The sequence below is a fragment of the Brevundimonas lenta genome, assembly GCF_014196335.1.
Taxonomy (GTDB): domain Bacteria; phylum Pseudomonadota; class Alphaproteobacteria; order Caulobacterales; family Caulobacteraceae; genus Brevundimonas; species Brevundimonas lenta.
In genome coordinates, this window is sequence record NZ_JACIDM010000002.1 from 253,573 (window position 1) to 267,966 (window position 14,394).

At 67.3% G+C, this 14,394-nt stretch carries 17 protein-coding genes; 16 read left to right on the plus strand and 1 reads right to left on the minus strand.

Translation table 11 applies throughout. The features are described from left to right. The first annotated feature begins 139 nt into the window (after positions 1-139). The 12 genes from hemA (at position 140) to GGR12_RS08740 (ending at position 10,487) form a co-directional block, all read left to right on the plus strand. On the plus strand, positions 140-1,366 hold the full coding sequence (gene hemA, locus GGR12_RS08690; RefSeq protein WP_183204031.1) for a 5-aminolevulinate synthase: 1,227 nt from the start codon (positions 140-142) through the stop codon (positions 1,364-1,366). Between the two features lie 19 nt (positions 1,367-1,385). Further along, a complete protein-coding gene (locus GGR12_RS16910) occupies positions 1,386-1,541 on the plus strand; it encodes a DUF6898 family protein (RefSeq protein ID WP_425486221.1) in 156 nt (51 codons plus the stop codon). A gap of 66 nt (positions 1,542-1,607) precedes the next feature. Then, complete coding sequence (gene glyA, locus GGR12_RS08695) at positions 1,608-2,891, plus strand: serine hydroxymethyltransferase (RefSeq protein ID WP_183204032.1); 1,284 nt, start codon at positions 1,608-1,610, stop codon at positions 2,889-2,891. Between the two features lie 7 nt (positions 2,892-2,898). Continuing rightward, entirely contained in the window at positions 2,899-3,369 is a 471-nt protein-coding gene (gene nrdR / locus GGR12_RS08700; protein ID WP_183204033.1) for a transcriptional regulator NrdR, read from the plus strand. Then, the gene (locus GGR12_RS08705; RefSeq protein WP_183204034.1) at positions 3,369-3,995 is read left to right on the plus strand and encodes a RibD family protein; all 627 of its coding nucleotides are present in this window, start codon (positions 3,369-3,371) and stop codon (positions 3,993-3,995) included. Before nrdR ends, GGR12_RS08705 begins: the two co-directional genes overlap by 1 nt. Next, the gene (locus tag GGR12_RS08710; RefSeq protein WP_183204035.1) at positions 3,996-4,586 is read left to right on the plus strand and encodes a riboflavin synthase; all 591 of its coding nucleotides are present in this window, start codon (positions 3,996-3,998) and stop codon (positions 4,584-4,586) included. After that, a complete protein-coding gene (gene ribB, locus GGR12_RS08715; RefSeq protein WP_183204036.1) occupies positions 4,586-5,719 on the plus strand; it encodes a 3,4-dihydroxy-2-butanone-4-phosphate synthase in 1,134 nt (377 codons plus the stop codon). Before GGR12_RS08710 ends, ribB begins: the two co-directional genes overlap by 1 nt. Next, positions 5,713-6,177, plus strand: a complete 465-nt coding sequence (gene ribH / locus GGR12_RS08720) for a 6,7-dimethyl-8-ribityllumazine synthase (RefSeq protein ID WP_183204859.1) — start codon at positions 5,713-5,715, stop codon at positions 6,175-6,177. Before ribB ends, ribH begins: the two co-directional genes overlap by 7 nt. Further along, on the plus strand, positions 6,174-6,698 hold the full coding sequence (gene nusB / locus GGR12_RS08725; RefSeq protein ID WP_183204037.1) for a transcription antitermination factor NusB: 525 nt from the start codon (positions 6,174-6,176) through the stop codon (positions 6,696-6,698). The genes ribH and nusB overlap by 4 nt, the downstream gene beginning before the upstream one ends. Positions 6,699-6,704: 6 nt before the next feature. Continuing rightward, a complete protein-coding gene (gene thiL / locus GGR12_RS08730) occupies positions 6,705-7,694 on the plus strand; it encodes a thiamine-phosphate kinase (protein WP_183204038.1) in 990 nt (329 codons plus the stop codon). Between the two features lie 39 nt (positions 7,695-7,733). Further along, positions 7,734-8,156: a hypothetical protein gene (locus tag GGR12_RS08735; protein ID WP_183204039.1), complete on the plus strand. Its 423-nt coding sequence runs from the start codon at positions 7,734-7,736 to the stop codon at positions 8,154-8,156. Between the two features lie 180 nt (positions 8,157-8,336). Continuing rightward, positions 8,337-10,487 (plus strand): sodium-translocating pyrophosphatase, encoded by a 2,151-nt coding sequence (locus tag GGR12_RS08740; RefSeq protein ID WP_183204040.1) that lies wholly within the window; start codon positions 8,337-8,339, stop codon positions 10,485-10,487. A 107-nt stretch (positions 10,488-10,594) separates the two neighbouring features. Here GGR12_RS08740 and GGR12_RS08745 read toward each other — a convergent pair whose 3' ends face one another. Next, positions 10,595-11,071: an outer membrane protein assembly factor BamE gene (locus tag GGR12_RS08745; RefSeq protein ID WP_183204041.1), complete on the minus strand. Its 477-nt coding sequence runs from the start codon at positions 11,069-11,071 to the stop codon at positions 10,595-10,597. Between the two features lie 87 nt (positions 11,072-11,158). On the opposite strand from GGR12_RS08745, the gene GGR12_RS08750 reads away from it, so the two are divergent. From GGR12_RS08750 to GGR12_RS08765, 4 genes are all read left to right on the plus strand, one after another. Next, positions 11,159-11,686: a ubiquinol-cytochrome C chaperone family protein gene (locus GGR12_RS08750; protein ID WP_183204042.1), complete on the plus strand. Its 528-nt coding sequence runs from the start codon at positions 11,159-11,161 to the stop codon at positions 11,684-11,686. Next, positions 11,683-12,195, plus strand: a complete 513-nt coding sequence (locus tag GGR12_RS08755) for a YceD family protein (protein ID WP_183204043.1) — start codon at positions 11,683-11,685, stop codon at positions 12,193-12,195. Before GGR12_RS08750 ends, GGR12_RS08755 begins: the two co-directional genes overlap by 4 nt. A gap of 66 nt (positions 12,196-12,261) precedes the next feature. Beyond that, the gene (plsX, locus tag GGR12_RS08760) at positions 12,262-13,368 is read left to right on the plus strand and encodes a phosphate acyltransferase PlsX (protein ID WP_183204044.1); all 1,107 of its coding nucleotides are present in this window, start codon (positions 12,262-12,264) and stop codon (positions 13,366-13,368) included. Then, complete coding sequence (locus tag GGR12_RS08765) at positions 13,365-14,342, plus strand: beta-ketoacyl-ACP synthase 3 (protein ID WP_183204045.1); 978 nt, start codon at positions 13,365-13,367, stop codon at positions 14,340-14,342. Before plsX ends, GGR12_RS08765 begins: the two co-directional genes overlap by 4 nt. Positions 14,343-14,394 lie beyond the last annotated feature (52 nt).

The window sequence follows — 14,394 nt, forward strand, 5'->3', positions numbered from 1 at the left end:
ACGGCGATCACCTGCACATCGCAACTGAGAACCGTTATCAATTGAGGACGTTGCGACGATTTAGCCTGTTCGTCTGATAGACTTTCGCGGCGTCGCGGCGCAAAACCCGCGAAACTTCGTCAGGCGCGCAGAGACTGAATTGTTCGACTACCAGGCCGCATTCGAAACCGCCGTTGAGCAGGTGAAGGGCGAGGGGCGCTACCGCGTCTTCGCCGACCTCAAGCGCGTGCGCGGCCAGTTCCCCAAGGCCATCCGCCGCCGCGCCGACGGGTCCGAACAGGACGTCGTCGTCTGGTGCTCGAACGACTACCTCGGCATGGGCCAGCACCCGGTCGTGCTCGACGCCATGAAGGACGAGGTCGATGCGGCGGGCGCCGGCGCCGGCGGCACCCGCAACATCTCCGGCACGACCCGCTCGGCCGTCGACCTGGAAGCCGAGCTCGCCTCCTGGCACCGCAAGGAAGCCGCGCTCCTCTTCACCTCGGGCTACGTCGCCAACGAGGCCACCCTGACCACCCTGCAGCGCATCCTGCCGGGCCTGATCATCTTCTCCGACTCGCTGAACCACGCCTCGATGATTGCCGGCATCCGCAACGGCGGCTGCGAGCGGCACATCTTCGCCCACAACGACCTCGAACACCTCGAAGCCCTGCTGGCCGCGGCCCCGGCTGACGCGCCCAAGCTGATCGCCTTCGAGAGCGTCTACTCGATGGACGGCGACATCGCCGACCTCGCCGGCACCATCGCCCTGGCGAAGAAATACGGCGCCATGACCTATCTGGACGAAGTCCACGCGGTTGGCCTCTACGGCCCCACCGGCGCAGGCGTCGCCGAGCGCGACGGTCTGCTGGACGGCATCGACATCGTCGAATGCACCCTCGGCAAGGCCATCGGCGTCATGGGCGGCTACATCGCCGCCGACGCGGTGATCATCGACGCCGTGCGCAGCTGGGCCTCGGGCTTCATCTTCACCACCAGCCTGCCGCCCGCGCTCACCGCCGGCGCCCTGGCCTCGGTGCGTCACCTCAAGGCCCACCCGGAACTGCGCGACGCCCACCAGGAGCGCGCCGCCACCCTCAAGGCCCGCTTCGTCGCCGCCGGCATCCCGGTGATGGAATCGGTCAGCCACATCGTCCCGGTCTTCGTCGGCGATCCGGTCCACACCAAGATGATCTCGGACATGCTGCTGGAGCAGCACGGCATCTACGTCCAGCCGATCAACTATCCGACCGTGCCCAAGGGCACCGAGCGCCTGCGCTTCACGCCCTCGCCGAACCACACCGACGCCATGATGGACGATCTGGTGCAGGCGATGGACGCGCTCTGGACCCACTGCAACGTGGCGCGCCTCCCTGCCGTCGCCTGACCCGGAGCTCGGCGAGGTCATCCTTGAGATGACCCGCACCGGCACATATCTGAAGTGCTCCGCGATCCACGTCGCCACCGGCCTCGAAGTCTCCGCCATCGGCCCTGTCACTGAACCGAGGGCCTTGGAACGCGTCGCCGTGGCCAAGCTGAAACGGGCTCTGTCCGCTCGCTGACCCACAAGATGTTGTGGCGGGGCCCTCGGAGGCATAAATGAACCGCCGCCATTCCCGGGGACTCCAGTGACCGCCTTCACCCACGACGCCTATTTCTCGAAATCCCTCGCCGAGGCCGATCCGGACATCTTCGGTGGCATCCAGGGCGAACTGCGTCGTCAGCAGGAACAGATCGAGCTGATCGCGTCCGAGAACATCGTCTCGAAGGCGGTGCTCGAGGCCCAGGGCTCGGTCCTGACCAACAAATACGCCGAGGGGTATCCGGGCCGTCGCTACTACGGCGGCTGCGAGTACGTCGACGTCACCGAGGATCTGGCGCGTAGCCGGGCGAAGCAATTGTTCAACTGCGCCTTCGCCAACGTCCAGCCGCACTCGGGCGCCCAGGCCAACCAGGCCGTCTTCCAGGCGCTGCTGACGCCGGGCGACACCTTCCTCGGCATGGATCTCGCGGCCGGCGGCCACCTGACCCACGGCTCCCCCGCCAACCAGTCGGGCAAGTGGTTCCGGCCCGTGACCTACAAGGTCTCCGAGGACACCCACCTGATCGACTACGACCACGTGGCCCAGATGGCCGAGCAGGAGAAGCCGAAGCTGATCCTCGCCGGCGCCTCGGCCTACAGTCGCCACATCGACTTCAAGCGCTTCCGCGAGATCGCGGATTCGGTCGGCGCCTATCTGATGGTCGACATGGCCCACTACGCGGGCCTGATCGCCGGCGGCGTCTATCCTGACCCGCTACCGCACGCCCACGTCGTTACCACCACCACTCACAAGACCCTGCGCGGCCCGCGCGGCGGCATGGTGCTGTCGAACGACGTCGAGCTGGGCAAGAAGATCAACTCGGCCGTCTTCCCCGGCCTGCAGGGCGGCCCGCTGGAGCACGTCATCGCCGCCAAGGCCGTAGCGTTCGGCGAGGCCCTCAAGCCCGAGTTCAAGGCCTACGCCCGTCAGGTCGTCGACAACGCCCAGGCCCTGGCCGCCGTGCTGGTCGAGCGTGGCGCCGCCATCGTCTCGGGCGGCACCGATAGCCACCTGATGCTGGTCGACCTGCGGCCCAAGGGCGTCACCGGCAAGGCCACCGAGCACCAGCTCGAGAAGGCGCTGATGACCTGCAACAAGAACGGCGTGCCGTTCGACACCGCGCCGTTCACGGTCACTTCGGGCGTCCGTCTGGGCACGCCGGCCGGCACGACCCGCGGCTTCGGCGTCGACGAGTTCCAGCAGATCGGCCACTGGATCGCCGACGTCATCGACTCGATGAAGGGCACGGACGAGGCCGATCCGGCCGTCCAGGCCCGCGTCGCCGCCGAAGTGCGTGAGCTGACCCACCGCTTCCCGATCTACGGATGACGCGCCCATGAAGTGCCCCTTCTGCGGAAATCAGGACACCCAGGTGAAGGACAGCCGCCCGTCGGATGACGGCGCGGCCATCCGCCGTCGCCGGTCCTGCCCGCAGTGCAACGGGCGCTTCACCACCTTCGAGCGCGTCCAGCTGCGCGAGCTGATGATCCTCAAGCGCAATGGCCGCCGCACGCCCTTCGATCGCGACAAGCTGGAGCGCTCGCTGGGCATCGCCCTGCGCAAGCGCCCGGTGCAGCCCGAGCAGATCGAACAGCTGGTCAGCCGCATCACCCGCCAGCTGGAAAGCCTGGGCGAGACCGAGATCCCGTCCTCGACCGTCGGCGACTTCATCATGAAGGCGCTGAAGGGCGTCGATGAGGTCGCCTACGTCCGCTACGCCTCGGTCTACAAGGACTTCCGCCACACCGGCGACTTCGCCCGATTCCTCGGCGACGAGGGTCTGGACGACGAGACCGGCTCGCGCTGATGCGGCCCACCGTCACCCTGAAGCTGGCGACGTCGCTCGACGGTCGCATCGCCACCGCGTCCGGCGAGAGCAAATGGATCACCGGCGAGCCCGCGCGCCTTGAAGGGCATCGCCTGCGCGCCGGTCATGACGCCATCCTCGTCGGCGTCGAGACCGTTCTGGCCGATGATCCCGAACTGACCGCGCGCTTGCCGGGCCGTCCCGTCGATCAGCCCCTCCGCGTCGTCCTCGACAGCCGCCTGCGCACGCCGGAAACGGCCAAGGTCGCGAGCGGCGACACCCTCATCCTCACCGTCTCCGGGCCTCGCCCGGTCGGTCACGCCAAGGTCGAACAGATCGACGCGCTGGATGGGCGGCCGTCTCCGGAGGCCGTGTTGCGGGCCATCCGTCGTGCCGGAGAGAATTCGGTCCTCATCGAGGGCGGCGGACAGGTGGCGGCGTCGTTCCTCCGCGCCGGCCTTGTCGACCGGCTGGAGTGGTTCCGGGCGCCGATCCTGCTGGGCGGGGAGGGGCGGCCCTGCGTCGCCGCCCTCGCGCTTGCAAAGCTGGCCGACGCCCCCAAGTTCCGGCGTCTGTCGGTCGAGCCGTGCGGCGACGACCTTTGGGAACGCTACGAAAGACTCTGAATGTTCACCGGCATCGTCACGGACATCGGCCGCGTACGGAAGGTCGAGCAGACCGCGCGCGACCGACGCTATGAGGTCGAGACGGCGTGGGACACGTCGGGCATCGATCTCGGCGCCTCGATCAGCCATGCCGGCTGCTGCCTGACGGTCACCGAAAAAGGCCCGGGCTGGTTCGCGGTCGAGGTGTCCGGCGAGACCCTGTCGAAGACCAACCTGGGCGACTGGACCGAAGGCCATCGCGTCAATCTCGAGCGCGCGGCGAAGCTGGGCGACGAGCTCGGCGGCCACATCGTGTCGGGCCACGTGGATGGCCTGGGCCGTGTCGTCGCGGTCGAACCCGAGGGCGGCTCGCACCGCGTTCACATCGAGGTTCCGGCGCCCCTGCATCGCTTCATCGCGCCGAAAGGCTCGATCACCGTCGATGGCGTTTCGCTGACCGTCAACGCCGTCGAGGGACAGCGCTTCGAGGTCAACATCATCCCTCACACCTGGGAAGCGACCACCCTGGGGACGCTGAATCCGGGCGATCCGGTGAATCTCGAGATCGACATGCTGGCGCGATACCTCGCGCGGTGGCAGGAGACGGCGTGATGCAACTGGCCGCTAACATGAACGACAGCCCGATCAGCCCCATCGAGGATATCCTCGAAGACGCCCGTAACGGGAAGCCCTACATCCTCGTCGACGCCGAGGATCGTGAGAACGAGGGCGACGTCATCATCCCGGCGCAGTTCGCGACGCCGGACCAGATCAATTTCATGGCCCGCCACGCGCGCGGCCTGATCTGCCTGGCCATGACCGCAGAGCGCGCCCGTCAGCTGCGCCTGCCGCCGATGGCCGCGGACAATCGCGAGAGCATGGGCACCGCCTTCACCGTCTCGATCGAGGCGAAGGAGGGTGTAACGACCGGGATCAGCGCCGCCGACCGCGCTCGCACCGTTCAGGTCGCCTCCGATCCGACGAAGGGCGCGGACGACATCGTCTCGCCGGGCCACATCTTCCCGCTGGTCGCGCGTGACGGCGGCGTGCTGGTCCGCACCGGTCACACCGAGGCCGCTGTCGACATCAGCCGCATGGCGGGCCTGACCCCCGCCGGCGTCATCTGCGAGATCATGAACGACGACGGCACCATGGCCCGCATGCCGGACCTCGTCGCCTTCGCCCAGCTGCACGGCCTGAAGATCGGCACCATCGCCGACCTGATCGCCTATCGCCGTCGCACCGAGCGTTTCGTCGAGCGGGTGATGGATACGCCGTTCGAGAGCGTTCACGGCGGCCCGTACCGCCTGATGCTCTACAGGAACATCATCGAGGGCCATGAACACGTCGCCCTGGTTCACGGCAAGATCGAGCCGGGCAAGCCGACCCTGGTGCGGATGCACCAGGTCGATTTCGCCGCCGACCTGCTGGGCCATGTCGAGGCGCGTCAGAACTACGTGCCCGCGGCCCTGAAGGCGATCAGCGAGCATGACGGCGCCGGTGTCACTGTCTTCCTGCGCGATCCCGACCTGCAGGGTCTGGCGGAACGCTTGGCCGGCGTCGAGAAGCCCAAGGCCGTCGACCGCTCGATCCGCAACTACGGCGTCGGCGCCCAGATCCTGCTGGACCTCGGCGTGCGCGACATGATCGTCATGAGCTCGACGCGCCCCAATCCCACCGCGCTCGAAGGCTACGGCCTGCGCATCGTCGGCTGGCGCGACATGGACGGAGAAGACCAATCGTAAGCGAACCCATCCGCGTCCTCATCGTTGAGGCGCGCTTCTATGACGACCTGGCCGACGCCCTGCTGGACGGGGCGAAGGACGTCCTGCGTTCGCAAGGCGTCGAATTCGACGTCGTCTCGGTTCCCGGCGCTCTGGAAGTGCCGACCGCCATCGCCATGGCCGATGACGCCGCCCGTCTGCCGACGGCGCCGCGCTACGACGGCTACGTCGCCCTGGGCTGCGTGATCCGTGGCGAAACCTATCATTTCGAGATCGTGTCGGACCAATCGGCCGCCGGTCTGCGCAACCTCGGCCTCAAGGGCGTCGCCATCGGCAACGGCATCCTGACGACCGAGGACGAGGACCAGGCCTGGGCCCGCGCGCGTCGCAGCGAGGGCGACAAGGGCGGCGGCGCCGCACGTGCCTGTCTCGACCTCATTGCGCTGCGCAAGCGGCTGCGCGTAGGACTGGGCTCGTGACCGAACCCAACAGCCTCAAGTCCGTCCTCGAGCAACTCGCCGAGGCGGAAAAGTCCCGCGCCGAACCGACCCTGACCTCGCGTCAGCGCCGCGCGCGCACCGTCGCACGCCTCGCCGCGGTCCAGGCGCTCTACCAGATGGAGCTGGCCGGGGAGGGCGTCGACACCGTCATCACCGAGTTCTCGAACCATCGCTTCGACGCCGACATCGAGGGTGAACCCCTGGCTGAGGCCGATGAGGCGTATTTCGCCGACATCGTCCGGGGCGTGGTCGGCCATCAGCGTCAGATCGATGAGACGGTGAAGGCTCGCCTGGCGTCCAACTGGCGTCTGGAACGCCTCGACTCCACGCTGCGCGCCCTGCTGCGCGCCGGCGCCTGGGAGCTGCGCGAGCGCAAGGACGTGCCGAAGGAGATCGTCATCGACGAGTACGTCGAACTGGCGAAGGCCTTCTTCGACGACTCCGAGGCCAAGTTCGTCAACGCTGCGCTGGATGGCGTGGCCCGGGACGTGCGCGGCTGATCGCTGATGCCCGCGATCGACGTCGCCGGCGAGTTTGAAACCATCCGGCGGCTGTTCGCCCCGCTGGCCCACCCTGAGTGGGGCCGCGGCCTGCTGGACGACGTCGCCGTCGTGCCGTCGAAGCCGGGCTTCGATCTGGTCCTGACCAAGGACACGATCGTCGAAGGCGTCCACTTCCTGCCGACCGACCCGCTGGACACGGTCGCCCAGAAGCTGCTGCGCGTGAACCTGTCGGACCTCGCCGCCAAGGGCGCCGAAGCCTTCGGCTACCTCCTGTCCTGCGGCTGGTCCGAGCGCTGTGGCTGGCCCGAGCGCGAGGCCTTCGCCCAGGGGCTGGCCCGGGACCAGAAGGCCTTCGGCGTCGCCCTGCTGGGCGGCGACACGGTCGTCACGCCCGGTCCCGCGACCTTCTCCCTGACCCTCATGGGCTGGACCCCCAAGGGCCGGGCTGTCAGCCGCGGCGGGGCGCAACCCGGCGACCTGGTCTTCGTCACCGGCCACATCGGCGACGGCTGGCTGGGTCTGGAAGCGGTTCAGGACAAGACCTCGCTCGACATGGAACGCGTCGCCGCCCTGGTCGAACACTACCGCCGGCCGGTTCCCTGCACGGATTTCCTCCTGCCGGTGCGTGACATGGCCACCGCCTCCATCGACGTCTCGGATGGCCTGATCGCCGATCTTGGCCATCTGGCCAGCGCCAGTCGCGTGGCCGTAGACATTGATCTGGAACTCACGCCTCTGTCCGGCGCCGCCCAGGCCTGGTTCGAGGGCCGGGTGGATCCCCAGGCCGCGCTGGAAAAGCTGGTCACCGGCGGGGACGACTACGAGATCGCCTTCACGGCCAATCCCCGCGACGAGCCGGCCCTTCGTCGCGAGGCCGACCGTCGCCACCTCCGCCTGACCTGTCTCGGCCGCGTCACCGCCGGCAAGGGCGTCACGGCGCGCTTCGGCGGTGAACCGGTCGCCTTCGAGACCTCCGGCTTCACCCACGGCTAGGCAACGAAATCTCAAGGCGCGCCGGGGCAGGGTGTCGCCATGCGCCGCAGAGACCTCATCGCCGCCACCGCCGTCCTTCCCGCCGCGATCGCGACCGGCGCCGCGGCCAGCGACCGTCCGGCCCCCAGCGCGGCCAGCGTCGGCATCTCGGGCGTCGGCCTCCCGGTCATCGTCGGCGGCCGCATCCGCAACTACGTCTTCGTCTCTCTCCGCCTGCACCTCGGCGGCTCGGCGACGCCGGAGTCCATGCGCCTGAAGGAGGCCTATCTGCGCGACGCCCTGGTCCGCGCCGGGCATCGGACGCCCTTCGTCCTCGCCGACGACTGGACCCAGCTGGATGCCGCCGCCCTGTCCGCCAGTCTGATGCGCTCAGCCGCGACAATCGCTGGCCGCGGAGCAGTCACACGGGTCGAAATCGTCAGCCAGGCGCCCCGCCGGCGGACGGGCGTTCGCGCAGGCTGACCAGCGTTCACTAACCCTGTTGCGTCCCTTCGACGCATTTGGCACGCTTTCGCCGCAATTCCCGAGGGACGCACTTGATGCGTCCGTTGCGCACGGGGGGACCGGAAGGCGGAAAGAGGCGAACAACGCCCACCGCGCCAAGGGTCCGGGCGCCTTACAGACACAGGGTTTGGAAACGCCATGAGTAACTATCTGTGGCTTGTCATAGCCGCAGGCGCGCTGGGAGTCCTTTACGGGGCCATCCAGACCGCCGCCTTGATGAAAGCTTCAACCGGCAACGACCGGATGCGCGAGATCGCCGCGGCGATCCAGGAAGGCGCTTCGGCCTATCTGCGCCGGCAATACACCACCATCGCCATGGTCGGGGTCGTGATCCTGATCGCCGCCTGGCTTCTGATCGGCCAATGGGCTGCCATCGGCTTCCTGATCGGCGCCGTCCTCTCGGGCGCCGCAGGCTTCGCCGGCATGCTGATCTCGGTCCGCGCCAACGTCCGCACGGCCCAGGCCGCATCTGAAAGTCTGTCGAAGGGTCTGGACCTCGCCTTCCGCTCGGGCGCCATCACCGGCATGTTCGTGGCTGGCGGCGCCCTGCTGGGCGTGGCGGGCTACTACGCGTTCATGACCCTGGGTATGGGCTTCGAAGGCACCAGCCGCACCGTCATCGACGGACTCGTGGCCCTCGGCTTCGGCGCCTCGCTGATCTCCATCTTCGCCCGACTGGGCGGCGGCATCTTCACCAAGGGCGCCGACGTGGGCGGCGACATGGTGGGCAAGGTCGAGGCCGGCATTCCGGAGGATGACCCCCGCAACGCGGCGACCATCGCCGATAACGTGGGCGACAACGTCGGCGACTGCGCCGGCATGGCCGCCGACCTGTTCGAGACCTATGCGGTGACCACGGTCGCCACCATGGTCCTGGCGGCGATCTTCTTCCGCGGCAATCCTGCCGTCGACGTCATGATGCTGCTGCCGCTCGCCATCTGCGGCATCTGCATCGTCACCTCGATCATCGGCTCGTTCTTCGTTCGCCTGGGCAAGAAGCAGAACATTATGGGCGCCCTGTACCAGGGGCTGATCGTGACCGGCTTGCTGTCGGCCGGGGCCGTCTACTGGGTGATCAGCACGCTGATGACCGGGCCGGTGCAGACCAACGGCGGTCTGATGATCGAGCCGATGAACTTGTTCTGGTCCGGCATGGTCGGCCTGGTCGTGACCGCCGCCATCGTGGTGATCACCGAATACTACACCGGCACCAACTTCCGTCCGGTGAAGTCGGTGGCCAACGCCTCGGTCTCCGGCCATGGCACCAACGTCATCCAGGGTCTGGCCATGTCGCTGGAATCGACGGCGCTTCCGGCGCTGACGATCATCATCGGCATCGTCGTCACCTACCAGCTGGCGGGCCTCTTCGGCATCGCCATCGCCACCACCACCATGCTCGGCGTGGCCGGCATGATCGTCGCTCTGGACGCCTTCGGTCCAGTCACCGACAACGCCGGCGGCATCGCCGAAATGGCGGGGCTGCCGCCGGAAGTGCGTCACTCCACCGACGCGCTCGACGCCGTGGGCAACACGACCAAGGCTGTGACCAAGGGCTACGCCATCGGTTCGGCCGGCCTCGGCGCGCTGGTGCTGTTCGCCGCCTACACCGAAGACCTGAAACACTTCACGGCCGAAGCGGCGCCGGGAAGCTTCTTCGAGGGCGTGGGCACGGTCGCCTTCGACCTGACCAACCCCTACGTCGTGATCGGTCTGCTGTTCGGCGGTCTGCTGCCCTTCCTGTTCGGCGGCATGTCGATGACGGCGGTTGGTCGCGCGGCCGAATCGGTCGTCGCCGAGGTGCGTCGTCAGTTCCGCGAGAACCCGGGCATTATGACCGGCGAAGTGAAGCCGGAGTACGGCAAGGCCGTCGACATCCTGACCTCGGCGGCGATCAAGGAGATGATCGTTCCGTCGCTGCTGCCGGTGCTGTCGCCGATCGTGCTGTTCACGGTGGTGCTGTTCATCCAGCCGGACAAGGCCAACGCCTTCGCCGCTCTGGGCGCCATGCTGATGGGCGTCATCGTGACCGGTCTGTTCGTGGCCATCTCGATGACCTCGGGTGGCGGCGCATGGGACAACGCCAAGAAGGTCATTGAAGAGGGCTTCACCGACAAGAACGGCGTCGTCCACGGCAAGGGCTCCGAGGCTCATAAGGCAGCGGTGACCGGCGATACGGTCGGCGATCCCTACAAGGACACCTCCGGGCCGGCGGTGAACCCGATGATCAAGATCACCAACATCGTGGCGCTCCTGCTTCTCGCCGTCCTGGCGAGCGGCAAGATCGGCTGATCGATCTGATACCGCCGCGCCTCGCCGTTCGCGGCGGGGCGGGCCATCAAGAAAAACGCCCCGGAGAGCGATCTCCGGGGCGTTTGCTTTTCTGTTGTAGCCAGAAGCTAGTCCGGGCGGCGCTGGCCGGGGACGTCTTCCTCGGTCCGGGGCAGCTGGCCACGGGCGACGTTGCCCAGCAGCTGCTCCAGGATGGTCAGCTGGCGGCCGCGGGTCGGCGTCTCGCGGCTGTTCATGGCCAGACGGTCGCCATCCTCAAGCCCGAGCGTCCGGACACCCGCGACCTGGCCGGCGTCGTTGAACGTGATCTCGGTCACGGTGCGCTGCGTCACCTGGGGCCGGTTGTAGGTATATTTCTCGGTCGTCTGGCTCATGTAGTACCAGACGTTGTCGCTTTCGAACGTCGAGGTGGTCGACGGCGATCCCAGCTTGGTCAGCACCGATTCCCGCGTATCCGTGCCGGCGACGATATCGGTCGGCTTGGTATCGATGGCCTGGAAGCCGTTCTGGCCCACGACCGGCGCACAGGCCGAAGTCAGGGCAGCGGCCGACAGAGCGGCGAGAAGGAGCTTCGAACGGAGCATTGGCGGCGCCTGCGACATAACAAGGTCTTTGACCTAACCGGACCCGAGCCTTAGTTCAACGGCGCGGCGGAAAAGGGGCCGCGAAACATGCTTCAGAATCTGTTCCGACACCGTCGCCGCGAGCGACTTGGCCAAGCCCTGTACGAGCTGGTGGTGCTCCAGGCCCGGGATCCGGGATTTTATACGACGCTGGGCGTTGCTGATCGTATCGATGCGCGTTTTGAGCTCTACACGCTCCATATGCTGCTGCTCACGATGCGACTGCGCGACGAGGGCGAGCGAGGCGCAGAGGCAGGCCAGCAGTTGTTCGACACCTATGTTTCCGCGCTGGATCACACGCTGCGGGAACTCGGCGTGGGCGACATCTCGGTCGGCAAGAAGATGCGCAAGCTCGGCGAGTCGCTCTTCGGGCGCATGACGGCCTGGGAAACGCCGTTGCGCGCCGAAGACGCCGATGCACTGGCGGTTACACTGGCGCGCAATATCTATGAGAGCGAAGACGTCGCCGAGGCGACGTCGCTTGCCGCCTATGCTCTCGCCAGCCGGCGGAGCCTGGCGGCGCAGACATTTGAACAGGTCGTGGCCGCTCCGGCCTGGGCCGAGGTGAGAGCATGAGTGGTCTGGACCTGCCCTATAGCGAACCTGTCCGACTGCATCAGATTGGCGGCGGACTGAAGCGGACGCTGTCTCCCGATGCTGCGGCGCGCGCCCGGATCGCGAAAGCGCTGGATCTGGCGTCGCTCGACGCGTTCGAGGCGGAACTCGATCTGCGGACGACGGCGGCCGGCTGGTCGCTTTCCGGTCGTCTGCGGGCCAGCGCCGTCCAGACCTGCGGAATCACCCTTGAGCCGCTGCCCGTCGAGATTGACGCGCCCTTCTCGGTTTCGCTGGCCGAACCGGTCGACGAGGACTCGGACGAGATCATCATCTCGATGGAGGACGAATCGCCCGACGTCGTCGAGGAGGGGCAGATCGACCTCGGACAGTATGCCGTCGAGCAACTGGCGCTCAGGCTGGATCCCTTCCCGAGGAAGCCGGGCGCTGAGTTCGTTCAACCGGCGGAGCCGGGCGAAATCTCGCCGTTCGCCGTGCTGAAACAGCTTCGCCCTTCCGGCGAAGGTTGACGCAGCGTCGACCCGGTTGCATCCCCCTTACGCGACGCTATCGTCGCCGCCTGACCAGTGCCGTGGATGACGGCGCGACGGAGTCGAAACGGCTTGCCTTCCCCCATTCTCATCTCGCTTGACGCCATGGGCGGGGATCACGGCCCGTCGGTCGTGGTCGGCGGCGTACGTGACTACCGCAAACGCCATGGCGGCGAAGGCGTGCGCTTCCAGCTTCACGGCGATGAGGCGGCGATCCGCGCCGAGATGGCGAAGTGCGATCTTGCAGACGACGTCTGCGAGGTCCGTCACACGGACAAGGTCGTCTCGATGGAAGAGAAGCCGGCGCAGGCCATGCGCCGGGGCAAGGGTTCCAGCCTGTGGAACGCGATCGACGCCGTGAAGCATGGCGAAGCCGCGGCGGTGGTTTCCGCCGGCAACACCGGCGCACTGATGGCGATCTCGAAGCTGCTGCTGCGGATGTCGGCGCACGGCCTTGAGCGTCCCGCCATCGTGGCCAGCTGGCCGACTTTCCGCGGCGTGACGGCGGTGCTGGACGTCGGCGCCAATGTTGAGAGCGACGCCGAGCAACTGGTCGAGTTCGCGATCATGGGCGAGGCCTTCCATGCCGCGGTGCACGGCGTGGCCCGCCCGACCATCGGCCTGTTGAACGTCGGCTCCGAGGACATGAAGGGCCACGAAGAGGTCCGCGAGGCTGCACGGCTGCTTCGTGAGGGCGGTTTCGGGCTGGACTACAAGGGTTTCGTCGAGGGCGACGATATCGCCAAGGGCACGGTCGACGTGGTCGTCACCGACGGGTTCACAGGCAACATCGCCCTGAAGACCGCCGAGGGCGTCGCCAAATTCATCGGCGCGTTGACCAAGGAGGCGCTAACCTCGAGCCTGTTGGCCAAGGCTGGTGCGGCGTTGGCCTACCCGGCGCTGAAGGCCATGAGCGCGAAGATCGATCCCAACGCCATCAACGGCGGTCCGCTGCTGGGCCTCAACGGCATTGTGGTGAAGAGCCACGGCGGCGCGACGGCCGCCGGTTTCGGGGCCGCTATCCGCATCGCTGTGGATCTGGCCCGCAGCGACTATTTGACCAAGGTGAGCGACAGCCTCAATCGCCTGACCACCGTGCTCGAACAGCCCGCAACGCCGGGCGCCGACGCGGCTATGGAGACTTCCCAGTGAGCGTCATCCGCAGCGCCGTGACAGGCGTCGGCTCCTATCTTCCCGAGCAGATCGTGACCAACGCCGACCTGGCGCAGATCGTCGAGACCTCCGACGAGTGGATCCAGGAACGGACGGGCATCAAGCAGCGCCACAAGGCGCGCGACGATCAGCCGACCAGCGATCTGGCCGTCGAGGCGGCGAAACGCGCGCTCATCGACGCCGGCAAGACCGCCGCGGACGTCGATCTGATCGTCGTTGCGACCACCACGCCGGACATGACATTCCCGGCCACCGCATCGATCGTCCAGCGCAAGCTGGGCGTGCCGGTCTGCCCGGCCTTCGACGTTCAGGCGGTTTGCTCCGGTTTCGTCTACGCGCTCAGCGTCGCTGACGGCTTCGTGGCCCGGGGCCTGGCGAAATGCGCCCTGGTCATCGGCGCCGAAGAGATGACCCGGTTGCTGGACTGGACGGACCGCTCGACGTGCGTGCTGTTCGGCGACGGCGCCGGCGCCTTTGTTGTCGAGCCGCGCGAAGGGCAGGGGACCACGGCTGATCAGGGCCTGCTCGGCTTCGCCCTGCGCTGCGATGGCTCAAAGACGGATCTGCTCTACGTCGACGGCGGGCCTGCGACGACCGGATCGGTCGGCCACCTGCGGATGGCGGGCAATCAGGTCTTCAAATACGCCGTGATCAATATCGCCGAGGCGATCACCGCGGCATGCAAGGTTTCCGGTCTGGAGGTCTCGGAGGTCGATTGGTTCGTGCCTCACCAGGCCAATCAGCGCATCCTCCGTGGCGTCGGCGACCGGCTCGGCCTTGAAGAGCACAAGGTGATCTCGACGGTCGCCATGCACGCCAATACCTCGGCCGCCTCGATTCCACTGGCGATGGATGCGGCAATCCAGGATGGTCGGATCAAGCGGGGCGATCTCGTGCTGCTGGAAGCCATGGGCGGCGGTCTGACGTGGGGCGCCTGCGCGTTTCGCTTCTAGAGAGCATTTCCGGCTTTCCATTTGACGATGCTTGCCCTTTTATGGGCGTGAC

What these genes read in the sequence shown, in the direction of transcription:
- ribB (WP_183204036.1), top strand. Translation starts at nt 4,586, where the DNA reads ATGCAACTGGCCGCTAACATGAACGACAGCCCGATCAGCCCCATCGAG.
- plsX (WP_183204044.1), top strand. Translation starts at nt 12,262, where the DNA reads ATGACGGCGCGACGGAGTCGAAACGGCTTGCCTTCCCCCATTCTCATC.
- GGR12_RS08705 (WP_183204034.1), top strand. Translation starts at nt 3,369, where the DNA reads ATGCGGCCCACCGTCACCCTGAAGCTGGCGACGTCGCTCGACGGTCGC.
- GGR12_RS08710 (WP_183204035.1), top strand. Translation starts at nt 3,996, where the DNA reads ATGTTCACCGGCATCGTCACGGACATCGGCCGCGTACGGAAGGTCGAG.
- nrdR (WP_183204033.1), top strand. Translation starts at nt 2,899, where the DNA reads ATGAAGTGCCCCTTCTGCGGAAATCAGGACACCCAGGTGAAGGACAGC.
- GGR12_RS08735 (WP_183204039.1), top strand. Translation starts at nt 7,734, where the DNA reads ATGCGCCGCAGAGACCTCATCGCCGCCACCGCCGTCCTTCCCGCCGCG.
- GGR12_RS08755 (WP_183204043.1), top strand. Translation starts at nt 11,683, where the DNA reads ATGAGTGGTCTGGACCTGCCCTATAGCGAACCTGTCCGACTGCATCAG.
- GGR12_RS08750 (WP_183204042.1), top strand. Translation starts at nt 11,159, where the DNA reads ATGCTTCAGAATCTGTTCCGACACCGTCGCCGCGAGCGACTTGGCCAA.
- thiL (WP_183204038.1), top strand. Translation starts at nt 6,705, where the DNA reads ATGCCCGCGATCGACGTCGCCGGCGAGTTTGAAACCATCCGGCGGCTG.
- GGR12_RS08740 (WP_183204040.1), top strand. Translation starts at nt 8,337, where the DNA reads ATGAGTAACTATCTGTGGCTTGTCATAGCCGCAGGCGCGCTGGGAGTC.
- GGR12_RS08745 (WP_183204041.1), bottom strand. Translation starts at nt 11,071, where the DNA reads ATGCTCCGTTCGAAGCTCCTTCTCGCCGCTCTGTCGGCCGCTGCCCTG.